The 23,151-nt window shown below is 59.4% G+C and carries 19 protein-coding genes; 11 read left to right on the forward strand and 8 right to left on the reverse strand.

Annotated features, from left to right (window positions below):
- Nucleotides 1-29: 29 nt before the first annotated feature.
- From V6943_RS18945 to V6943_RS18975, 7 genes are all read right to left on the reverse strand, one after another.
- Complete coding sequence (locus tag V6943_RS18945; protein WP_131651891.1) at nt 30-1,334, reverse strand: C4-dicarboxylate transporter DctA; 1,305 nt, start codon at nt 1,332-1,334, stop codon at nt 30-32.
- Between the two features lie 571 nt (nt 1,335-1,905).
- Entirely contained in the window at nt 1,906-2,289 is a 384-nt protein-coding gene (locus V6943_RS18950) for a PilZ domain-containing protein (RefSeq protein WP_340555068.1), read from the reverse strand.
- A gap of 63 nt (nt 2,290-2,352) precedes the next feature.
- Nucleotides 2,353-2,814 (reverse strand): methyltransferase family protein, encoded by a 462-nt coding sequence (locus V6943_RS18955; RefSeq protein WP_131651893.1) that lies wholly within the window; start codon nt 2,812-2,814, stop codon nt 2,353-2,355.
- An 89-nt stretch (nt 2,815-2,903) separates the two neighbouring features.
- Nucleotides 2,904-3,542 (reverse strand): response regulator, encoded by a 639-nt coding sequence (locus V6943_RS18960; protein WP_131651894.1) that lies wholly within the window; start codon nt 3,540-3,542, stop codon nt 2,904-2,906.
- Between the two features lie 36 nt (nt 3,543-3,578).
- Nucleotides 3,579-4,931: a cache domain-containing protein gene (locus V6943_RS18965; RefSeq protein ID WP_340555069.1), complete on the reverse strand. Its 1,353-nt coding sequence runs from the start codon at nt 4,929-4,931 to the stop codon at nt 3,579-3,581.
- A 107-nt stretch (nt 4,932-5,038) separates the two neighbouring features.
- Nucleotides 5,039-6,292: a serine hydroxymethyltransferase gene (gene glyA / locus V6943_RS18970; RefSeq protein ID WP_340555070.1), complete on the reverse strand. Its 1,254-nt coding sequence runs from the start codon at nt 6,290-6,292 to the stop codon at nt 5,039-5,041.
- A 179-nt stretch (nt 6,293-6,471) separates the two neighbouring features.
- On the reverse strand, nt 6,472-9,471 hold the full coding sequence (locus V6943_RS18975) for a bifunctional diguanylate cyclase/phosphodiesterase (protein WP_340555071.1): 3,000 nt from the start codon (nt 9,469-9,471) through the stop codon (nt 6,472-6,474).
- 628 nt (nt 9,472-10,099) lie between these two features.
- Between V6943_RS18975 and V6943_RS18980 the strand changes: the two genes are divergently transcribed.
- From V6943_RS18980 to V6943_RS19000, 4 genes are all read left to right on the forward strand, one after another.
- Complete coding sequence (locus tag V6943_RS18980; RefSeq protein ID WP_256057997.1) at nt 10,100-12,082, forward strand: type I restriction-modification system subunit M; 1,983 nt, start codon at nt 10,100-10,102, stop codon at nt 12,080-12,082.
- A 106-nt stretch (nt 12,083-12,188) separates the two neighbouring features.
- On the forward strand, nt 12,189-13,388 hold the full coding sequence (locus tag V6943_RS20550; RefSeq protein WP_445324161.1) for a restriction endonuclease subunit S: 1,200 nt from the start codon (nt 12,189-12,191) through the stop codon (nt 13,386-13,388).
- Nucleotides 13,388-16,579, forward strand: a complete 3,192-nt coding sequence (locus tag V6943_RS18995; protein WP_256057996.1) for a type I restriction endonuclease subunit R — start codon at nt 13,388-13,390, stop codon at nt 16,577-16,579. The genes V6943_RS20550 and V6943_RS18995 overlap by 1 nt, the downstream gene beginning before the upstream one ends.
- A 26-nt stretch (nt 16,580-16,605) precedes the next feature.
- A complete protein-coding gene (locus V6943_RS19000) occupies nt 16,606-17,079 on the forward strand; it encodes a hypothetical protein (RefSeq protein WP_256057994.1) in 474 nt (157 codons plus the stop codon).
- Nucleotides 17,080-17,263: 184 nt separating this feature from the next.
- Here V6943_RS19000 and V6943_RS19005 read toward each other — a convergent pair whose 3' ends face one another.
- The gene (locus V6943_RS19005; RefSeq protein ID WP_011979093.1) at nt 17,264-17,485 is read right to left on the reverse strand and encodes a helix-turn-helix domain-containing protein; all 222 of its coding nucleotides are present in this window, start codon (nt 17,483-17,485) and stop codon (nt 17,264-17,266) included.
- A gap of 101 nt (nt 17,486-17,586) precedes the next feature.
- Between V6943_RS19005 and V6943_RS19010 the strand changes: the two genes are divergently transcribed.
- From V6943_RS19010 to umuC, 7 genes are all read left to right on the forward strand, one after another.
- Nucleotides 17,587-18,177 carry a hypothetical protein gene (locus V6943_RS19010; protein ID WP_256058050.1) on the forward strand — a complete coding sequence of 197 codons (591 nt, stop codon included), beginning with the start codon at nt 17,587-17,589 and terminating at the stop codon, nt 18,175-18,177.
- Entirely contained in the window at nt 18,174-19,574 is a 1,401-nt protein-coding gene (locus tag V6943_RS19015; RefSeq protein WP_256057993.1) for a DEAD/DEAH box helicase, read from the forward strand. The genes V6943_RS19010 and V6943_RS19015 overlap by 4 nt, the downstream gene beginning before the upstream one ends.
- Before the next feature lie 90 nt (nt 19,575-19,664).
- The gene (locus V6943_RS19020) at nt 19,665-19,967 is read left to right on the forward strand and encodes a hypothetical protein (RefSeq protein WP_256057992.1); all 303 of its coding nucleotides are present in this window, start codon (nt 19,665-19,667) and stop codon (nt 19,965-19,967) included.
- Between the two features lie 120 nt (nt 19,968-20,087).
- Entirely contained in the window at nt 20,088-20,351 is a 264-nt protein-coding gene (locus V6943_RS19025) for a BPSL0761 family protein (protein ID WP_143498806.1), read from the forward strand.
- A gap of 14 nt (nt 20,352-20,365) precedes the next feature.
- The gene (locus V6943_RS19030; RefSeq protein WP_256057991.1) at nt 20,366-20,968 is read left to right on the forward strand and encodes a DUF6088 family protein; all 603 of its coding nucleotides are present in this window, start codon (nt 20,366-20,368) and stop codon (nt 20,966-20,968) included.
- A 338-nt stretch (nt 20,969-21,306) separates the two neighbouring features.
- The gene (locus V6943_RS19035; RefSeq protein ID WP_256057990.1) at nt 21,307-21,564 is read left to right on the forward strand and encodes a LexA family protein; all 258 of its coding nucleotides are present in this window, start codon (nt 21,307-21,309) and stop codon (nt 21,562-21,564) included.
- Nucleotides 21,564-22,823: a translesion error-prone DNA polymerase V subunit UmuC gene (gene umuC, locus V6943_RS19040; RefSeq protein ID WP_256057989.1), complete on the forward strand. Its 1,260-nt coding sequence runs from the start codon at nt 21,564-21,566 to the stop codon at nt 22,821-22,823. The genes V6943_RS19035 and umuC overlap by 1 nt, the downstream gene beginning before the upstream one ends.
- The last annotated feature ends 328 nt before the right edge of the window (nt 22,824-23,151 follow it).

The following is a 23,151-nucleotide window of genomic DNA, read 5'->3' on the forward strand; positions in this document are numbered from 1 at the left end:
GACAGACTCAAGCCCTGAGCTGCCGCCCCTCAATGCTGGAGCGGTGAGTTAGCCTTGAGAGCCTGGAAGCCGTAACCCTCATTACCAGCCAGTACCTTGTTCGCCCGCTCGAGGTCGATATCCTTTTCCCAGCGAGCGATAGCCACCGTAGCGACACAGTTGCCGATCAGGTTGGTCAATGCACGGCCGATGCCCATGAACCAATCCACTGCCAGCACCAGTACCAGCCCCACCACCGGAATTGCCGGTACGGCCGTCAGGGTCGCGGCGAGGATGACCAGAGCCGAACCGGGAATGCCATGGGCGCCTTTAGAGGTAATCAGAGAAACCAGCAGTATCGTCAACAGATCGGAGGTCGCCAGCGGCGTTCCGGTTGCGTTGGCGATGAACACGATGGCCAGTGTCAGGTAGATGGAAAAGCCGTCCAGATTGAATGAATAACCAGTCGGGATGACCAGCCCGACAGTCGAGCTGCCGATACCCAGATGCTCAAGCTTGCGCATGATCTGCGGCAACACCGCATCCGACGACGCCGTTCCGAGGACTATGGTCAGTTCTTCACGCAGATACTTGAACAGCGGCACGATTCTCAGCCCGGACAAGCGCATCACGAAACCTAGGACGAGCATGACAAAGGCGATGCAGGTGACGTAGAACAGCGCAACCAGGCCGCCCAGATGCTGCAGCGACTCCAGGCCGTATTTGCTAGTCGTGAATGCAATCGCACCGAACACGCCGATCGGCGCCAGGCGCACGATCATGCCCATGATGCGGAAGATCACGTGGCTCAGCTCATTGATCAGCCTCGAAATGCCGGCAGCCGGTTCGCCCACAAGATTCAATGCGCTACCGAACAGGACCGAGAAGAGCAGCACCTGAAGAATATTGTTCTCGGCAAAGGCACCGATGACGGACGAAGGAATCAGCGCCAACAGGAAGTCGGTCGTTCCCTGCATCTGCTGGCCACGCTCGGCGAACCCGGCGATATCGGCAGCGGCCAGTTCATCGAGATGAATATTGGCGCCACTGCCGACACCAGTACTGAATGCCAGCACCAACCCGATCACCAGCGCGATGGTGGTCAGCACCTCGAAATAGATGACCGACTTGAGACCTATGCGGCCCACCTTTTTCAAGTCACCGGCACCGGAAATACCACTGACGACAACACAGAAGACGATCAGGCCGATCAGCATCTTGATCAGCTTGATAAAGCCATCGCCCAAAGGTTTGAGCTGAGTGGAAAATTCAGGAAAGCTGAGTCCGCAGGCGATGCCAAGCACCAACCCCAGAACAACTTGAAGGAATATCGAACGCGAGCACCATTTGAGCATGGGAAGGATCTCTAGTCGGCGCTCTAGCTTCCGCGACCTGAGTACGGAGCCAGAACTTGATTATTGTGGTCTTACCGGTATGTCCAATGCGAGGCCAGTCTCTGGCGACCTAACGCGTAGAGTCAAGAGATAATTCTGAAAATTGGGCTGACCGGTCTTACCAGCGGTAACCGAGCTCACCCATCCCCATGGCTCGCTTGGAGACTGCGATGCGAAATCGCGATCGCCAGGCGCTTCAGCGCACGTTGCAGCAACAGACCCCGGCTCGTCGGCTGAGTCCGGCGCTCCACGGATTTATTAATGTTTGGCGAGCAGGCTCGTCCGGCGAGAATCGCCCGTGCCCTGAGTGCCTGGACGGAGACCGTCAGCACAATTCCAAGCGCGCCATCGCGCCCAAGGGCGACGCGTCAAAGCATGCGCTGACGGGGCTGCATGGTGCGGTTCCGGTAGGCGCTGGACGCGCTGTTCAAAAAGCGCTCAACACTGGAGAGCATTAAGGTCGCGCCCCCACATGTCTGTCGAACCCCAGGCGTCTTTCATTCAGCCTTCCAGCGTTTTCTGATTTTTTGCTCTATCGGCTCGCGTCGTCACGCTCGCCAAGCGCAGCCAGCTCGCGGTCGAGCAACGCTTCATCGCCCAGATTGAGTTCGACCAGACGCCGTAAATGGCTGATCGATTCGACATCGATATGGCGACAGACCAGGCCGATCAGCTCGCCTTCGGCATGCGCCATCTCGACTTCCATGCGCACTTCCGCATCGTCCGATAGACGAATCCGAGCATGAAACGGTTGCGCGGGGTCGGCATCCCAGCTCGACGGGCGATGGACCAGCAATCCTTTCAATGACAGATCGTGCAGCTCCACCGGCCAGCGGTTCTGCCCCTGAGCGAGCTCCGTTACGGCGTCGAAGTCGATACGCTGGAAACGCCGACGGTCGTGGGTGTTTTCGGTCATGATTTCAGCTCCCGGTAAACTTCTGTGAACTGACAAGACGAGCCCGCCCTGCCAAAGCGGCGCTTAGAGCCAACGGCGCACTCGCCGCCGGTAGGCGCGGTATTCGTCGCCAAACAGACTCGTCAGCAAATGCTCTTCGTGAACGATCACGGTGCGCTGCATGCAGAGAAACAGCAAGGGTAGCAGCAGCCAGGGCCAGAGACTGGCAAGCAGCAGCGCAATGCCGCAATAGATCATCGTATCGGCCAAGTAGATCGGGTTGCGCGAAAAGCCGAACGGCCCGCTCTGCAACAGGCTGCTCGGCTTGCCATAGGGGTTGATGGTGGTGCGATGGCGAAACATCTCCCATGCCGCCCAGACCATCAGCAGGACGCCTATCACAATCGAGGCCCAGCCGGCACAGGACGCCAGCTCATGCACCGGCAGGTCGAGCGGCACCCCGCTCGACAATCCCCAGGCAGAGCCGATGAAGATCAGGTAGACCAGCGGAGGCGGAGGCCTCACTCCGAGTGATTTGTCAGGCATGTAGATTCCGGAGACTATTGGTTGCATTCGATATCGCAGCGCCGCGGCCAATAGACCACACCGCCTGCGTTTGAGCGTGACAACCGCCGTTAGTGCTGTCCCGGCAACCAGCCATGCACCATTGCATGCTTCATCAGATCCGCAGGCCGATCGATATCGAGCTTGCGGCGGATGCTCAGCCGATGGGTTTCCACCGTCCGAACACTGATTTGCAGCGCACGCGCCATGGTCTTGTTGTTATGCCCCTGGGCGAGCATGAGCAACACCTCGCGCTCGCGTGGCGTCAGTTCGCGCTCTTCGCCGCCGCGGCTGGCCAGTTTCTCGGCAATCCCTTCGCTGTAGTAGGTGTTACCGGCAGCAATCGCCTCGATTGCGACGATGATTTCGCGCGATGGCGCATCCTTCAGCACGTAACCATGGGCGCCGACTTTCACCGAGGTGGTCACGTACTCCTGATTGTCGTACATGCTCAGAATCAGCACGCGAATCCCTGGAAAGCGCTCGCGCAGCGATTGCGTCAGTTCGAGGCCGTTGACGTCCTTTAGCCCAATGTCCATCAGCACCACGTCTGCCGACACACGTTCGAGTAGGTCGATCGCCTCGGCACCGCAGCCGGCCTCCCCTACTACATCCAGTTCGGGCACGGCCATCAGCAGCGCGCGGATGCCGTCCCGAACCAAGGCATGGTCGTCGATCAGTACCACCTTTATGCGAGCTTTCGGGTTCATTGAGCGAGCCTCTTATTATTTGGATATCCATGTTTGTCAGCCGGCCCGTGCCGGCAAGGTCACGTCCAGCTCGGTACCGCCGGCGGCCGATAGCAGGCTGAAACGTCCACCGAAGTGCTCCACCCGTTCACGGATGTTGCGCAGGCCGATACCGCTGCCCTTCATGCTATCGAGCCGACGCGGGTCGAAGCCGATGCCGTCGTCTCGAACGCGCAAGCGCACAGAGGCTTCGTTCCCGTCCAGGCTGATATGAACAGACTGCGCCGCGGCGTGCCGGTCGATATTGGTCAGCGCCTCCTGCAAGACCCGGAACAGCGCGACGGCCACCGAATCGTCCGGATCTTCATCGCCAAGCGCGTTGCTGTATCGCATCTTCAGTCCGCTGCGCTGCTCGAACTCGGCTACGAGCTGGCCTATCGCCGCCGATAATCCCAGCGTGTCGAGAAGTGAGGGATGCAGGTCGTGAGAGATTCGCCGCACCTCGCCTATCGCGCCGGCCAGTCGCTCGATACCCATATCAAGCGTCGTCTGCACCTTCGGGTTGCCGCTGGCCAGTTCGTGGCTGGCCAGCTCGAACTGGAACTTGATCGACACCAGCAACTGACTGATACCGTCGTGCAACTCTCGGGAGACCCGCGAGCGCTCTTCTTCCTGCAGGCTGACGATGCGCTGAGTCAGCAGCTGCAGCTTGCGGTCGGCCAAGCGTCGCTCACTGACGTTCAGCGTCAGCCCGCTCGCGAAAACCAGCAATACGGCCACCAGCGCCACGGCAGCAATCGCCAGCATGGTGGTGTGGATGCCGCTGGCAACCTCTTCACGCACCAGCAGAATCGCCTGGTCCACATCCTCGAGGTAGATGCCGGTCCCGAGCATCCAGCCCCAGCGTTCGAGCATCACCACATAGGCCAGTTTCGCCGCGAACTGGCCGGTCGAGGGCTTCTGCCAGACGTAGCGCTGGAAGCCTTTGCCGGTCTCGGCGCTGTGCATCAGGGCCTGGATCACCGGCAGACCGTTGGGGTCGGTCATGTGCCACAGGTCCTTGCCGACCAGCTCGCTCTGCCGCGGATGCATCAGGTTGCGCCCATTGCGGTCGTAGACGAAGAAGTAACCGTCACTACCGAAACTGAAGCGCCCTAACGCGGCGAGCACCTTCCGCTGGGTTTCTTCATCGTCGAGGCCGGTGTCGTAGAGTGGCGCGATGGTGCTGAGGGCCATTTCGACGTAGTTCTTCAGCTCGGCCTGCTTGCTAGCCAGGATGCTGCTTTCGATCAGTTGCGCCTGTTGCTCACCGAGGCGCTGGTTCTGGAACAACACCAGCGCGCAGACCACCGCCACGGCCAGCAGCAATGGCAGGATGCTGAGTGCGGCGATCTTGTGTCTGAGCTGCATCGAGGCTCCCCGGATAACACCAATCTTGCTGAACGCTGCCGAATTCATTTCAGGCAGAAACGAAAAAGCCCGGCAAATGACCGGGCTTCTCCATGCTGCGCTGGCTATTACTTACCGTAGACCGGGAACTTGGCGCAGACCGCCTCGACCTTGCCACGCACCGCGTCGATCACCGACTCGTCTCCCATCTTGTCGAGAATGTCGCAGATCCAGCCGGCGAGATCACGGCACTCGGCTTCCTTGAAGCCACGAGTGGTAACGGCCGGGGTACCGATGCGCAGGCCGGAAGTGACGAAAGGCGAGCGCGGATCGTTCGGCACGCTGTTCTTGTTCACGGTGATGTGAGCGTTGCCCAGGGCCGCATCGGCGTCCTTACCGGTGATGTCCTGCTTGATCAGGCTCAGCAGGAACAGGTGATTCTGGGTACCGCCGGAGACCACATCGAAGCCGCGCTGGATGAACACTTCGGCCATGGCCTGGGCGTTCTTCACCACTTGCTGCTGGTATTCCTTGAACTCGGGCTGTAGCGCTTCCTTGAAGCACACGGCCTTGGCGGCGATCACGTGCTCCAGCGGGCCGCCCTGTGCGCCGGGGAAGACGGCGGAGTTGAGCTTCTTCTCGATCTCGGCATTGGCGCGCGCGAGGATCAGGCCGCCGCGCGGGCCGCGCAGGGTCTTGTGGGTGGTGGTGGTGACCACGTCGGCGAAGGGCACCGGGTTCGGGTAGACGCCTGCGGCAACCAGGCCGGCCACGTGGGCCATGTCGACGAACAAGTAGGCACCGACCTTGTCGGCGATCTCGCGGAAGCGCGGGAAATCCAGCTTTTGCGAGTAAGCAGAGAAGCCGGCAACGATCATCTTCGGCTTGTGCTCGACGGCCAGGCGCTCGACTTCGTCGTAATCGATCAGACCCTGATCGTTGATGCCGTACTGCACGGCGTTGTACAGCTTGCCGGAGGAGGAAACGCTGGCGCCGTGGGTCAGGTGACCGCCGTGGGCCAGGCTCATGCCGAGGATGGTGTCACCGGCGCTGAGCAGCGCCAGATAGACGGCGGCGTTGGCTTGGGAACCGGCGTGCGGCTGAACGTTGGCGTAGTCGGCGCCGAACAACTCCTTGGCGCGATCGATGGCCAGCTGCTCGACCACGTCGACGTGCTCGCAACCACCGTAGTAGCGCTTGCCCGGATATCCTTCGGCGTACTTGTTGGTCAGCACCGAACCCTGGGCTTCCATCACCGCCGGGCTGGTGTAGTTCTCCGAGGCGATCAGCTCGATGTGGTCTTCCTGGCGCTGGGCTTCCTGCTCCATGGCAGCGAAAAGATCGGCGTCGTATTTGGCGAGGGTCAAATCACGGCTGAACATGGCGGTCCCCTGAGAATCAGCTGGCGTTGGATAAAAGAGAGGCGCGGATTCTACCCCATCCACCAGATCGCGGGTATGAACTGTGGTCATGGGCAACATGAATGCTGAGACGGGAAAAGCGCAGAAGACTGGAAAGCTGGTCGTTGCGAAAAATACGGTCGGCGTTTCGCGCACCACGCTTAGTCTGCGACAGTTTTGTCGATCGTCCGATCCTCACTCAAATAGATCGACAACCCGTCGGCCGGCATCGGTCGGCCGAGGAAGTAACCCTGCACTTCATCGCAGTCATGCTCGCGCAAAAAATCCAGCTGCGCCTGTGTTTCCACGCCTTCGGCGATCACTGACAGTCTGAGGCTGTGCGCCATGGCGATGATTGCGTGGGCGATCTGCGTGTCCTGCTCGCCCGCAGGCACGCCGTCGACGAAGCTGCGGTCGATCTTCAGCACGTCGATAGGGAACGCCTTCAGATAATTCAGTGAGGAATAGCCGGTGCCGAAATCGTCGATCGCAAGGGAGAGTCCGAGGCGCTTGAGCGAATCGAGGGTGCGCATCGCTCCATTCACATCCTGCATCAGAATGCTTTCGGTCAGCTCCAGCTCCAGCCGGCCCGGCAGGATGTCGCTGGACGCCAGAATCGCCGCGATGCGCTGACCGAGCCGACCATCGGCGAACTGCCTGGCGGAAAGGTTCACCGAGACTTTCGGCACGACCAGCCCCTGCGCCTGCCACTCGACGATCTGCCGGCAGGCTTCGCGGAGCACCCAGTCGCCGACTTCCACCACCAGCCCAAGCTCTTCCAGCGCCGGGATGAAATCGTCTGGCGGTACCAGGCCACGCAGTGGGTGCTGCCAACGCAACAGCGCCTCCACGCCGGTCAGGGTGTGGCCATTGACGAGGAATTGCGGCTGGTAATGCAGCACCAACTGCCGCTGCTCGAGCGCGTGGCGAAGATCGCTTTCCAGTTCTAAACGTTCCAGCGCGCGGGCATTCATCTCGGCCTGGTAGAACTGGAAGTTGTTCTTACCGCGCTCCTTGGCGTAGTACATCGCCGTATCGGCGTTCTTCATCAACTGGCTGAGGTCGTTGCCATCCTGCGGGCTGAGCGCGATGCCGATGCTGGCGGTGACGAAGAATTCCCGACCCGACAGCACGAATGGCTCGGCCAGGCTGGCCAGAATGCGTTCGGCAACCTGAATCGCACGGCTCAGGGCTTCATCGCGGTCGCCGCTTGGGCGCAGAAGAAAGGTGAACTCGTCACCGCCCATGCGCGCCACTGTATCGTCCTCGTCGACGCACGAAGCCAGACGCGCGGCGACATCCTTGAGCATCCGATCGCCCGCGGCGTGGCCCAGCGAGTCGTTGATTGGCTTGAACCGATCCAGGTCGAGAAACATCAGCACCACCCAGCCACCGCGCCGTGCGGCCAGTTGCAGGCTGCTGTGCAGACGGTCCTGGAACAGCGTCCTGTTGGGTAACTGAGTCAGGCCATCGTAATAGGCCAAGCGATGGATGCGTTTCTCGCTGGCCTTGCGCTCGCTCATGTCGCTAAAGAAGCAGACGTAGCTGACCAGGTCGTTCTCAGCGTCGCGCACGGCGGTAATGCCGACCCAGCACGGATAGGTTTCGCCCTCTTTGCGCTTGAGCCAGAACTCGCCTTCCCAGGTGCCAGCTTGAAGAATCTTGTCGCGAACGAAGGTCATCTGGTTGGCTTGCTGTCGATCCGCGCTGAGCGCCGTCGGCAGCTTGCCCAGTATCTCGTCGGTGCGATAACCGGTGATGCGCTGGAACGCCGCGTTGACCTGGACGATCTGCCCAGCAGGATCGGTGACCACGATAGCGGCAGTGGAATGGTCGAATACCGTCGCCGCGCGGCGCAGCGCCTTCTCCGCCTGGCGCTGCTCGCTTATGTCACGGGCGATGCACAAAGTGCCATCGAAACGACTGTTTTCGTTCCAGAGCAACATGACTCGCAACTCGAGCGCGAGCGTTCGACCGTCGGCGGCAACACAATCGAAGTACAACGTTTCGCCTTGCAGACTCTGGCCGAGTTCAGCGATCGCTGCCGGATTGGCCGAAGCCTTGCGCACTCTGCGCATCAAATCGTAGAAGCCGGCGGCCTGGCGCGGCTTGGTCACTACCCGATCCAGACCATGACGGGCCACCCATTCCGGGCTGTAGCCCAGCATGGTCTGCACCGACGGGCTGATGTAATTGATGCGTACCGCGCTGTCAGTGGTGAAGATCAGATCGCGCAGGCTGTCGGCCAGCATGCGGTACCGACGTTCACTGACACGCAGGGAATGGCTGTGCTCGATATTAGCGGTGACGTCCCGGGCCACGCCGATCAGCCGCTGCACCCGTCCCTGCTCATCGCGCGCCAGCACCTGTTCGGAAACGCTGAACCAATGCCATTTGCCGTTACGATGGCGCCAACGCAGCAGAGATTCCTGGCTCTGACCGTCGGTCATCGAGCCGCGCAGGGCGAGTAGCCGCGCGATGTATTCCTGGTCGTCCGGGTGACTGATGCGCTGCCAGAAGAAATTGGCTTCCTCGCCACGCTCCTCTTCGCTGTAACCCAGGCGCGAGGCCAGATTGTTATTACTGAACAGCAGCTTGCCCGCCGTTAGATCCTGCACGTAAAGCGTGTCGGGCACCGCACGCAGCACCTCGGACCAGAAGCGCTCCCGCTCCGCCAGCGCTGTCTGCGCCTGCTGCTCACGCGTGATGTCGCGCATGACCCAGACGAAACCGGAAGGCTGCGCATTGCCGCCCAGGCACAGTGCTCGGCGGGTCATGGAATATAGGTGTGTTTCCCCATCCTGCAGCCGTCGCACGGGCTCCAAATCGAGATCGGAGCGCGGATCGCCGGCCTCGAATGCATCGCGGCAGAGCGTCGGCAGCAGCTCCTGCAGTCGATAACGTCCCACGTCTCGATTGTTCAGGCCGAACATCGACCCGGCCTGGCTATTGAGATACTGCAGCCGACCGGTGAGGTCGCTGATGACGATACGCTCTTCGATGGCGTCCAGTATGGAGTCCGAATAGCGCAACGCTTGCCAACGGGAAACAGAACGCCGGGGCGACAGACAGCGGCTAAACACCCGGCCCGCCAGCTGGCCGAGCCTGGTGAACCACTCGGGACGGGACGAGCGCGGCTGAAGGGGATCAGTATCGGCCAAGCGGATCGGACCTATGTGATAAGGCGAGAAAAGCCATACAGCTAACGCGAAAAGAACGCAATGATGCCCCGTTGAGCGGCAAAATGCCATCACGCTGAGGCATGGCCGGTGGTTTGCCCTGCCATGAGCATTCCGGTAGCTTTGCCGAACTGTTCTGACCCGTCCCTGCGACGGGGTCTTCCTTCCTCTATTTCCTTGTCACGGGCATTCGTTTCCATGGCTCAATATGCATATCTGCGCTATTAGCTTTTAGTCACGTTTTGCGATCTTCAGTCGATCCCTTGCGATCGTTGGCTTTCCAGCCTATTCAGCACGGTTTTTCCTCTCGATCTTGTGTTATGGCAGAGCTTTTAGTTAGCTTTCGCTGATTCTGGGTCAAATTTAGGCTCCAAAACCTAACTTTTTTCGAAGTGCTCCTGTGATCGCTCCGGCCAGGTTTCGCCAGCAGATTTCCTCTCGTGAGAACAGCAGATAAAGTTCCTCTTATATAAAAGGCTCATTACTTCTCAGGGCATCCACAAGTCGGGCTTCCGCGATGCTGTCGAGAAAACTCAAACAGTGCGGGTGAGGTGATGACGGGCGTCTAGGTTAGACTCGCGTTTTTACGCGTATTCCAAGGAGTAGTAGCGTGAACACGGAAAACCATTCCCAGACGGCCGCGTTTCTTTGGTCCATTGCCGATCTGTTGCGCGGTGACTTCAAGCAATCTCAGTACGGCCGCATCATCCTGCCGTTCACCCTGCTGCGGCGTATGGAATGTGTGCTGGAGCCGACCAAGGAAGCGGTGATTCGTGAATCCTACGCCCAGGAAGGTCGGCCTGATCTGGTGCGCGAGCGGCTGTTGCTGCGCGCCGCCGGGCAGCAGTTCTTCAATGCTTCCAAGTTGACCCTGGGCACGCTGTCCGACACCCAGACCGCTGCCGATCTGATGAGCTATGTACAGTCCTTCAGCAAGGATGCCCGCGAGATTTTCGAGCACTTCCACTTCGAAGACTTCGTGCAGCAACTCGCCGCCGCCAACCTGCTGTATCAGGTAGTGCAGCGCTTCGCCGCCACCGACCTGAGCCCCGAGCGCATCAGCAACTTCGGCATGGGCATCATCTTCGAAGAGCTGATCCGCAAGTTCGCGGAAAGCTCCAACGAAACCGCCGGGGAGCACTTCACCCCGCGCGATATCGTGCACCTGACCACCTCGCTGGTGATCACCGGGCAGGACGACAAGCTCAAGCCCAACAGCATCGTCACCATCTATGACCCGACTGCCGGCACCGGCGGCTTCCTCTCCGAGGGAGACGAGTACATCCAATCCATCAGCCAGCAAGTCACCGTGTCGCTGCACGGCCAGGAGCTGAACCCAGAGTCCTACGCCATCTGCAAGGCGGACATGCTGATCAAGGGCCAGGACGTCACCAACATCAAGCTGGGCAACACCCTGTCCAACGACCAACTGGCCGGCCCCGAGCACCACTTCGACTTTATGCTCAGCAACCCGCCGTTTGGCGTGGAGTGGAAGAAGGTACAGAAGCAGATTACCGACGAGCACACCGAGAAGGGCTTCAACGGCCGCTTCGGCCCCGGCCTGCCGCGTGTGTCCGATGGCTCGCTGCTGTTCCTCCTGCACCTGGTCAGCAAGATGCGTGACCCGCGTGAAGGTGGCTCGCGCATCGGCATCATCCTCAACGGCTCGCCGCTGTTTACTGGTGGCGCCGGTTCGGGTGAGTCGGAGATCCGCCGCTACCTGCTGCAGAACGATCTGGTCGAAGCCATCATCGCCCTGCCCACCGACATGTTCTACAACACCGGCATCGCCACCTATGTGTGGGTGCTGAGCAACCACAAGGCCGCCGTACGCCAGGGCAAGGTGCAGTTGATTGACGGCAGCCAGCACTTTGCCAAGATGCGCAAATCGCTGGGCAGCAAGCGCCAGTACCTCACCGAGGAGCAGATCGACGCGCTGGTGCGCCTGTATGGCCGCTTCGAGGAAACGCCGCAGAGCAAGATCTTCCCCGTCGAAGCTTTCGGCTACCGGCGCATCACCGTGGAACGCCCGCTGCGCCTGAACTTCCAGGCCAGCGCCGAGCGCATCGAAAAAGTGCTGAAAGAAAAAGCCATCGAGAAGCTGGAAGCCCCGGCCCGTCAGCGTCTGGTCGAGGCGCTGCAAGCCATGGACGCCAGCGTGCTGCACCGCAACCGCGAGCAATTCAGCAAGCTGCTGAAAAAGGCACTCAACGCCCACGACGTATTCCCCAGTACGCCGGAGCTGAAGGCCATCCTCAACGCCCTGAGTGAGCGTGACCCGGAAGCCGATATCTGCATGGTCAAGGGCCAGCCGGAAGCCGACGCCGGCCTGCGCGACAACGAGAACGTGCCGCTGGGCGAGTCGGTATACGACTACTTCGAGCGCGAAGTAAAACCCCATGTGCCGGATGCCTGGATCGACGAGAGCAAGACGGATGCGCAGGACGGCGAAGTCGGCGTGGTCGGTTTCGAGATTCCCTTTAACCGCCACTTCTATGTGTTCCAGCCGCCGCGCCCTCTGGCCGAGATCGACCGCGACCTGAAAGCCTGCACCGATCGCATCAAGCAGATGATCGAGGGGCTGTCGGCATGACGTTTTCTAGCTATCCGGAATACAAGAATTCCGGTCATGAATGGGTTGGTGAGATCCGAGTCACTGGCATGTCTATCGGAGCAAAAACATTTTCTCGGAGAGAAATATTAAGGCCCTTGAGAGTGACGAACAGCTGACAGCTTCGCAAAAGTATGGCGTCATTCCGCAGAGGTTATTTTCAGAGCTTGAAGGCCAGAAGGTGATGCAGGTTATCTTGGGTCGAGATATTTTAAAGAAAGCTGAAGTTAATGACTTTGTCATCAGTATGCGGAGCTTCCAAGGCGGGCTGGAGTTTTGCTCCTATAGTGGCGCTGTAAGTTCTGCATATGTGCCGCTCTATGCCAATAGAGGAATCGACAATAGATTTTTTAAACATCTTTTCAAATCCGTCTCTTTCATATCTGCGCTTCAAAATACGAGCAATCTTGTCCGTGACGGACAGGCTCTCAGATATAACAACTTTGTTCAGTTATCCCTTCCTTTTCCTTCGCTTAACGAGCAGAGAACGATTGGTGAATTCCTCGACCACGAAACCGCCCGCATCGACGCGCTGATCGAAGAGCAGCAGCGCCTGATCGAACTGCTCAAGGAAAAGCGCCAGGCCGTGATCTCCCACGCCGTCACCAAAGGCCTTAACCCGACGGTGCCGATGAAAGACTCTGGCGTGGAGTGGCTGGGCGAGGTGCCGGCGCATTGGACAGTCGCCCCAATTAAGTTTTTCTTTGAGTTTCTTGATGGGCAACGTATTCCGATCAAGGCGGAAGACCGGGGAGCAATGCAGGGGGATTATCCCTACTATGGTGCATCTGGGATTATTGATTATGTAAATGATTTTATCTTCGAAGAGGACTTGGTCTTAGTGTCCGAGGATGGGGCGAACTTGCTTATGAGATCAACCCCGATTGCATTTGTGGCACAAGGTAAATACTGGGTTAACAACCATGCTCATATAATTCGACCTCAGGATGACAGTCTTACTTACTGGGTGGAGGTTATTGAGCAGCAGGATTTGACGAACTACGTGACCGGATCTGCTCAGCCAAAGTTAACTGCGGAAGCTCTTGGCTCAATAAAAATTGCGGTTCCACCGACGGGTTCTGAGCGTGCAGCTATCCAGGCTTTCATTCTGGAGATTGATGCAGAGCTGGGTGCGTTGTTGACTGAGGCAGCTTGTGGTGTCCGGCTGCTCCAAGAACGCCGCTCAGCCCTAATCTCCGCCGCCGTCACCGGCAAAATCGACGTACGCGGCTGGCAGCCACCGGTCAGCACTCCAGCCACCGAACCAGCAGTAGCAGAGGCCGTGTAATGGCAGACAGCAAGGAAGCCCAGTTCCAGCAGGACATCATCAGCGCCATGACCGCCCAAGGCTGGCTCACCGGCCCGGCCAGCGGCTATGACCGGCACACGGCGCTGTATACCGAGGACTTTCTCGGTTACTTCAAGGACGCCTGGCCAGAGCGTTGGGACAAGTTCGCCAAGGCCAACCCGAACAATCCGGACGCCGTGCTGGTGCAGAAACTTGTTCGCGAACTGGAGCAGGACGGCACCCTGGATGTGCTGCGTCATGGCTTCAAGCTGCCGGGGGTGAAGATTGAGGCGTGCAGCTTCAAGCCCGACCACGGCATGAACCCGGATACGCTCAAGCGCTACCAGTGCAACCGTCTGCGCGTGGTGCCGGAGGTGTCGTATTCCCCGCACTATCGCGAGGGGGAGTACAACCCGCGTCTGGATCTGGTTTTGTTCGTCAACGGCATCCCTGTCGCCACGCTGGAGCTGAAAAGCGAGTTCAAGCAAAGCGTGGAAAACGCCAAGCGCCAGTACCGCTACGACCGCCCGGTAAAAGACCCGCTGACGCGCAAGCCCGAGCCGCTGCTGACCTTCAAACGCGGTGCGCTGGTGCACTTTGCCGTGAGTCAGGATGAGGTGGCGATGACCACCCAGCTGGCCGGCAAGGAGACCTTCTTCCTGCCGTTCAACCTCGGCAGCCTCGACGGCGGCGCCGGCAACCCGCCTGCGCCAGACGATAGCCAGTACGCCACCGGCTACCTGTGGCAGCGCCTGTTCCAGCCGGATGCCTGGCTCAAGGTGCTGGGCCGCTTCCTGCACCTGCAAAAGAGCGTGAAGGAAGATGCCGATGGCAAGCGTCTCACCAAAGAAACCCTGATCTTCCCGCGCTATCACCAGTGGGAAGTGGTCAACACACTGATCGAGACCACCCGCGCTGAAGGGCCGGGCAAGCGTTACCTGATCCAGCACAGCGCCGGCTCAGGCAAGTCCAACTCGATTGCCTGGACGGCGCATCAACTGGCCTCGCTCTACGATGCCGAGGGCCAGCGGCTGTTCAATTCGGTGATCGTGATTACCGACCGCACCGTGCTGGATAAGCAACTGCAGGACACCATCTACCAGTTCGAGCACGCCCAGGGCGTGGTCAAGTGCATCACCCGCGATATCGGCAGCCAGAGCAAGTCCGAGCAGTTGGCCGAGGCGCTGGCCGAGCAGACGCGCATCATCATCGTCACCATCCAGACCTTCCCGGCGCTGTTCGATGCGCTGGACAAGTACCCGAGGCTTGCCAGCGGGCGCTATGCGGTGATCGCCGACGAGGCGCATTCCTCGCAGACCGGCTCATCGGCCAGCAAGCTCAAGCAGATTCTCGGCAGCGATGCTGTTGTTGGAAACGAAGGGGACGCGGAAGAGATCAGCGCCGAAGAGCTGCTGGACGCCGCCGTGGCCGCCCGCGCGCCCAACGAGCGCATCAGCTACTACGCCTTCACTGCCACGCCCAAGGCCAAGACCCTGGAGCTGTTCGGTCGCCCGGCCAATCCGGCATTGCCGGCGAGCGCCGACAACAAACCCGAGGCGTTCCACCTGTACTCCATGCGCCAGGCCATCGAGGAAGGCTTCATCCTCGATGTGCTGCAGAACTACACCACCTACAGCACCGCCTGGAAGATCGCCCACCCGGACGGCGACGACGAGGAAGTGGACTCGAAGAAGGCGCGCATGAAACTGGCGCGCTGGGTGCGCCTGCATCCGTACAACATCAGCCAGAAGGTGGAGGTGATCGTCGAGCACTTCCGCGCCAATATCCGCCACCTGCTGGGCGGCCAGGCCAAGGCCATGGTGGTCACCAGCAGCCGGCAGGAGGCGGTGCGCTATCAGCTGGCGGTGCAGGCTTATGTGAAGCAGATGGGCTACACCGATGTGCATCCGCTGGTGGCCTTCTCCGGCAGTGTGTTGCCGGACGGAGTGATTCCCGAAGAGGTGACGGAAAGCAGCAGCCTGCTCAACCCCGGCCTGAACGGGCGCGACCTGGCGGAAGCCTTCGACACCCAGGACTTCAACGTGATGATCGCCGCCAACAAGTACCAGACCGGCTTCGATCAGCCCAAGCTGTGCGCCATGTACGTGGACAAGAAGCTGCAGGGCGTGGACTGCGTGCAAACCCTGTCGCGCCTGAACCGTACCTTTGGCGACAGCAAGCCGACCTTCATCCTCGACTTCTTCAACGACGCTCAGGACATTCTCGACGCCTTCCTGCCGTACTACACCAAGGCCGAGCTGACCGACGTGACCGACCCACAGCTCATCTATGACCTGCAGAAGAAGCTGGATGCCGAGGGTATTTACCACTGGGAAGAGGTGGCGGCGTTTGCGCTGGCCTTCTTCGACCCCAAGGCCGCCGCCAGTAAGCTCAGTTACTACTGCGCGCCGGCCAAGGAGCGTTTTGCCAAGCGCTACAAGCTGGCCCAGGAATCACGCCAGCACGCGCTGGACTTCAAGCGTACCGCCGAGAAGAACGGCGACGGCGACGGCCTGAAAAAGGCCGAAGCAGCCCTCAAGGAAGCCGGTGAGCAAGTCGATCAGCTCGACCTGTTCAAGAAAAACCTGCAGAGCTTTGTGCGCCTGTACGAGTTCCTTTCGCAGATCATCCCCTACGAGGATCGCGAGCTGGAGCAGCTGTGCGTGTACGCCAAGCACCTGCACCCGCTGCTGCGCGTGGATCGCCTCGATCAGGAAGACGTGGATGTGGGTGAGCTGCAACTGACCCACTACCGCCTGACCAAGCGCGCCGAGCATCAGCTGCGCCTGAGCGAGGAGCAAGGCGACTACGGCCTCGAACCGGCCACGGGACTGGGCAGCGGCAAGCCCCACGACCCGGAGAAGAAACGGCTATCGGAAATCATCGAGGCGCTGAACGATATCTTCGGTGCCGAAGTGAGCGATGAAGACCAGCTGCAATTCCTCACTGGCATCGCCAACCGCATCAGCCGCCAGGAAGATGTGATGGCTCAGGTGAACAACCACTCGGTGGAGCAAGTGATGCACGGCCTGTTCCCCAAGCGCGTACTCGACACCGTGCTGGACGCCATGACCGACCACGAGAAACTTTCGCTGGAAGTGCTGGATAACGAAACCAAGAGCCGGGCGTTTGCGTTGGTGATTTTGAAGATGCTGACCCAGCAGGCTGGGCTTTCACCAAGCATTAACTAACCGCAGGTTATGAGCATGGAGAGCGCATGAGTCGTATAGAGCAACACATCGTTAGGGCGTGGGCTAGCAGGTTAGCTGCATCGACCGTCAAAGAAGTGATCGAAAAGCTGGAAAGTATGGCTGCAGAGCTGTCAGGGGATTCTGGGCTAGCGAACGTCTGGGAGGAGATCTGCGCCCAGATCCAGGGAGAGGAATCTTCTGATTGGGCGGCCTACGAAGACGTTATCGAAAGCTTGCTGCATGCCTGCCTGGAAGGCATGGACAGAGATGCTCAACTGGCGCTGTGGGCGGTCACGGACGCGGGGTGGGATTATATCTACGATCACCACGCGGATTCGGACGGTAGTGCAAGCGTGCCCCTTAATACGGGTGACATTGTGAGCATGCTGGCGAGTGATGTGTTTTCGGCCGCTGCGGATTATGAAAGCCCTACCCTCTACCGCTTTAAATGGGGAGAGGATGATCCTGAGTATGATGAAGACGATGGTGCCTGCACATGACTCTAGCCTTGTATGTGACCACAGCCTAGCCTCCACCAGCCCATAACAAGCTTTTACGGGAAGCGCTGGATAACGAGACCAAGAAACGGACATTTGCGTTGGTGATTTTCAAGATGCTTAAGGCTGCTGTCGGTTTGGGGCAACGTAGCGAGAGCGTTGCTGTTTAACAGCATTAGGTGCTCGATCAGATTTCAGATGGCTTTGGCAGAAGGCTTGAAGGATCGCAGGCTAGCTCGCCTGCGATGCGGTAGAGCTTCTCGACGGTGATGTTGACCTCGCCACGCTCGATGCGACCTACGTAGCTGCGGTCGAGACTGCACGCCAGCGCCAATGCGTCCTGGGAAATCCGGCAGGCCTTCCTCTGCATTCGGATGCGTTCCCCTAACGCTTTCGCCAACTTATCCATGACCGTCTCAATTCAACTTGAGGCGGCACTATCGTGCGTTTGCGGACGCACAGGCCACGGATTATAATCCGCATTTTTGCGCTAACCCTTCTGGTGCCTCAATGAAATCGGCCTCGTTTATCTTCGACAGGCGTCTGTATGAGCTGCTTCAGGAGCCAGGGCGTACAACGTTTACGACCCGTGAACTGCGCGATGCCTATGCCGCTCGCCTAAACGGCACACATTTCCGTATCGCCGATGTGCGCCGCTATGTGTATGAGCAGATTCGCCGGTTGCTGCGCGCGGGCTGGGTTGTGCTGGATGAGGATCGTCGTGTTCGAGGGCAGGTCTACCATCTGCAGCCGATTCCGGCACATCTGCAACTGGAATTGATCGACAACGGCTTTGAGAGCAGCCTCAAGATTGCCGGGGAACCCCAGCAGGCACCGGCTGCGTTCGAAGTGGAGGCGCTACCGCTTCAATCTCCAGCAAATACGAATCAGCAGCTCGAAGCGCTCCACAAGGAAATCCGCTTGGACTTCCTGTCCTCTATGGGCGAGGCGGAACGATTCAAGCTGCTTCTGGATGAGATGCCACATTTGCGGGGCAAGGTTGAAGGCGAGTATCTGGAGGCCAGGGATCGCAGCTCTCGCCTTCTGGGCCATCTACGCGCCATCGAAAAGACCCTCAAAACGCTTGCTGCGCCACAATGAGCAGACTGCTACGCAGCTGGCAGAACAGCTGCATCACCAGGGCGTTGGAGCACTTCACCGTCACGCCGCACTTCTTTTGCCAGGCAACGCCGGGGGCTGGTAAGACGCGCATGGCCGCAGAGCTAGCCAGCCGACTGCTTGAGCAGGACAGAATTGATCTGGTGCTTTGCTTTGCGCCGTCCTGCCAGGTCGTGGAGGGTTTTCGTTCGACCTTTGCGGAAGTCCTGGGCAGACGTCTCGATGGGCAAATAGGTGCCGTTGGGGCGGCATATACCTATCAGGCCATGGAATACCGTGATGAGGGATTCTGGCAGCTGCTTGATGATTACCGGGTGCTTGTGGTCTTCGATGAAATCCACCATTGCGCCGGCCACGATCCGCTGCTCAGCAATGCCTGGGGGCAGCAGATACTGAATCGAATACAGGATCGGGCTGCCTTCACGTTGGCCCTGTCTGGCACGCCCTGGCGTTCGGACGACAAGGCCATCGCATTGGCTCGCTACTCTTCGCCCGAGGGGCATTTGATCTGTGATTACCGTTATGGCTTGAAAGATTCCATTGCCGACGGCGTGTGCCGATCACCTCGCATTGTGTTACTCGACAATCAGAAGGTGAAACTTACGGAAGAGCTTGGCGCGGATAGCTCCGTAAGGCTGTTTCCCAGCATCGCCAAGCTTTTGGGGGAGTCACCTGTCACCTATGAGGAACTTCTGCGTCATGACGAGGTGGTCAATCCAATCCTCGATCTTGGCTGCAGCAAGCTGAACGAGCTACGCCAGATCAAATCTGATGCCGCTGGTTTGGTGGTGGCCACCGACATCGAACACGCCCAGCAAGTTGTACTGGCTCTGGAAGCAATGGGTGAAGAGTGCCGCATCGTGACCAACAAAACCCCGGATGCGCAGCAGGTAATCAATGTATTCCGGAGCAGCGCCTGCCGCTGGATTGTGGCCGTCGGAATGATCAGCGAAGGCACCGACATTCCCCGCCTGCAAGTGTGCTGCTATCTCAGCCGTATCCGTACCGAACTGCATTACCGGCAAGTGCTGGGGCGAGTGCTGCGGCGCACAGGTGAGTCCGACGACCAGGCATGGCTATTCATGTTGGCGGAGCCAACGCTTCAGGGCTTTGCGGAGCGAATTTCGGATGACTTGCCTGATGACCTGGCAGTTTTGAGCGATGTGCAGATGCCTGGTTTTACTCCAGGCTCCAGGCCTGAGCCGATGGGCACTTTGGGTCATGTCGAAGGTTTCGACGGTGCGGGGTTAGGTGGTGCAGAACCGGGTATTGGATCGCAGCCTACGAACATCATTTCGCTGGGTGGCTTTGCAATTGAGCCCGCTTACCAGGTCAGCTTTTCCCAGCATTATCGGCAGCAGCTACTGGCTTGTTTTTGATGCTCAGCCAGTCGAGGCTGATCCAATGATGTTGGTGTTCATGAATCCATAACCGGCCGGCGTCGTGTGGAACGTAATCGTGAGGTGTGCATGGAGATTAAGTCGCAGGCATTGGTCGATGTCGTTGAGGATGTGATCTGCGACGTGTGCCGCTCTGGCACGCGTATTCCCGGCTATGGTCCCCAATACGGCAAGCTTGAAGCCCAATGGGGATATGGCTCCCAGCATGATGGGGAGCACTACCGGGTGCATCTCTGTGAGCCCTGCTTTTTCAGGGTGCTGAGTGGGTTGCGTCGGGAGCGCATGGTCAATGGTATGTTCGATGATGATCAGCCATTTGCTTCCGAAGATTTTGGTCTGGTCAGCAAAGACAACTACTGGGGAAAGAACTGATTGTAGGGTTGAAAATCCATCAGCCGCACCACGTCGAATCGCGGACAAATTAGGGGTAAGCGCGCGGCTTGCCCGTTCTGGTCTCGTAGATTGGAATAACTGAATAAGGAGGTAGCCGCTTTGACCCTTCCGCATGAAAGAACCCGGAGTGTCGTCAAGACCGAAGCTTTTCTCCGCGACCTCTCTCGTAACACCGAACTACCTGATGACATTCGCAGCTATGCGAAAAGCCTGCTCAGACACTACCCGTCCGCCGTTCAAGTTTTCTCGCTGGGGCGCCTCGAAGAGTGCCTGGTAAACGACGCTCAAGATGATGAATATCGGCGAAGGGTGATTGCGTTCCATCAGCCGCTTTTCAGTTCGTCGTTAGACTTCACGCTATAGGCGTGAACGCCACGATGCTCAGCACTGATCAAGCCCAGTCGGTATCCGCCCGGATTGCGCAACGAGTCAAGCGCCTACCTAAAGGGCAGCCGTTCAGCATTAGCCGTTTCACAGGGTTTGGAACGAAAAACGCCGTATCCAAAGCAATAGCTCGACTGGTCAACCGAGGCGAGCTCGAACGGGTGTATCGCGGGATCTATATGCGCCCGAAACCCGGACGCTACGTTGCCAGGGCTCGCCCCAATCCCTGGAAATTGATTAGCCTGATTACCAAGCAGAAACGCTTGTCTCTGCAGATCCACGGCGCCAATGCCGTCAGAAGGTTTGGGCTCAGCACCCAGATGCCACTCATTCCAATCTATTACACCAGCGGAGCCAGCCGTTCAGTATTCATAGGGAAAGCTGAAATTCGGCTGATACACGCGGCACCGATGGTCATGCAACATGCCGGAACTGAGGTGGGTGCCGCTATCAGTGCATTGTTTTATCTCGGTAAAGGCGGCTCAACTCCTGAATGTATTGCGGCGATCAAGAAAGGGCTCCGACCTGAAGACTTAGTCAAATTGCTGGCCTGCAAACTGCCGAAATGGATGCGAACGGTATTGGAAGCGCAATAGCGAAATCGCTGCATTGCGAACTGCAGGGTAGGGGCTGTAAGAACCAATGATCATAAGCGGCTGGCGACAGATATTTTGAGCACCGAGCACCGAGCACCGAGCACCGAGCACTGATCATTTGATGATCAACATCGGCGTCTCCTAACGAATTCTGAGCACTCCAGCCCGGCCAAGCTCCAGGGATTTCGCCTAGTAACGCGCACGTTGAATTTCAGCTGAAGTTTTTACACAGCCTGGGCCGCTTGTTGCCTGTCACGCTTGGCTGGTTTGGGGCGACTGTCGCCGCTCGTAGCTTTCTCAAACCAGCACTCTGTTCTGACTGAACTCACTACACAAAAGTGTATCCGGACGTTTATTACCGGTTCCTGCTGCCCGTTCCGTGGCGGGGCCTGACGACAATCACGCCGCGCGCGGGCATGGTGGTGGTGGCGGTGGTGAACGGGGAGTTCACCTGCAAGCAGCTGGCCTATGAATACGGCACGCCGGTGCTACGCGCGGCGAACAAGGCCTACCCGGACATTCGCCTGCGCGACGGCGAGGACCTGGAGGTGTTCGGCGTGGTGACGCGCTGCATTCACAAGCTGCCGGGGTGCTGATGCCGACCTATGCCCTGGTGGACTGCAACAACTTCTACGTGAGTTGCGAGCGGCTGTTCCGCCCCGACCTGCGCACGGTGCCGATGGTGGTACTGAGCAACAACGACGGCTGTGTGGTGAGCCGCAGCAACGAGGCCAAGGCGCTGGGCATTGGCATGGGCGAGCCGTTCTTCAAGATCCGCGACCTGGTGCAGGCGCATGGCGTGCTGGCGTTCAGCAGCAACTATGCGCTGTACGGCGACGTTTCCGCACGGGTGGTACGGGTGCTGCGCGGGCTGGCACCGCGTCTGGAGGTTTATTCGATCGACGAGAGCTTTCTCGACCTGGCGGGCCTCGGCCGGCCGCTGGCCGGTTACGGCCGGCACATTCGCGCGGAGGTGCAACGGCTGACGGGCATGCCGGTGGGGGTGGGCATCAGCACCACGAAGACCTTGGCCAAGTTGGCCAACTGGGCCGCCAAGCGGCGTAGCCAGAGCGGGGGGGTGGTGGCCACCCGGCCCGAGCAGCAGGCGGCGTTGCTCAAGGACGCGCCGCTGGGCGAGGTGTGGGGCGTGGGGCGCAAGCTGCAGGCGCACCTGGGCGCGCTGGGTGTTAAAACCGCCTGGGATCTGGCGCAGCAGGACGCCTGGACGATGCGCAAGCAGTTCTCGGTGGTGCTGGAGAAGACCATTCGTGAGCTGCGTGGCGAGCCGTGCTTCGCCCTGGACGAGGGGCCGGAGCCGAAGCAGATGATCACCTGCAGCCGCAGCTTCTCGCTCCGAGTGACGGAGCTGGCGCCGCTGCGCGAGGCGGTGGCCAGCTACGCCTGCCGCGCAGCGGAGAAGCTGCGCGCGCAAGGCGATGTGTGGCAGCTGCTGCAGGTGTATATCCGCACCGGGGTGTTCAACCCGGACGAGCCGCGCTACGCGCGCACCGCCAGCGTGGCGCTGCACACGCCGAGCAACGACTCGCGCGACCTGGTGCAGGCGGCGCTGGCCGGGCTGGAGGGTATCTACCGGCCCGGCTACCGGTACCAGAAAGCCGGGGTGATGCTGATGAACCTGGCCAGCCCCGGGCAGGTACAGGCCGACCTGTTCGCCCCGGCGCCGCGGCCGCGCAGCGCGGCGCTGATGGCAACCGTGGACAGGATCAACACCAACATGGGCCGCGGCACCGTGCGCCTGGCGCGCGTGCCGGCCCTGGGCGGCTGGTCGATGAAGCAGGAGCTGCGTTCTCCGGGGTACACCTGCCGCTGGGACGAGCTGCCAAGGGTACGTTAGATCATGAACAGGTGAGGGAGGCGCCGTTGCTGACAGCGACCTACCAGGCGTTCCAAAGATAAAGGAGGGTGTGAAAGACCCACTACCATTAAGTCAGCTGCTGCCGGTCGCGACAGACTGAAGTCGAACCACAGCTATCGGTCGCGGTAGGCAACAACCGGCCCAGAGTGTGTAAAAACGCTTCGTCAAAATTGAAGTGCGCGCGTCTACGTGAAATCTGAAATTTTTCGGCACCTCAGCAGATGTGGATTTCGCCCAGATGCGCGATTTCCAGTCCGGTTTTGAGTACCTGTCGCGCTCGAAAACGTTTTTACACAGCCTCGGCCAA

The organism is Pseudomonas sp. CBC3, assembly GCF_037967085.1.
Classification (GTDB): domain Bacteria; phylum Pseudomonadota; class Gammaproteobacteria; order Pseudomonadales; family Pseudomonadaceae; genus Stutzerimonas.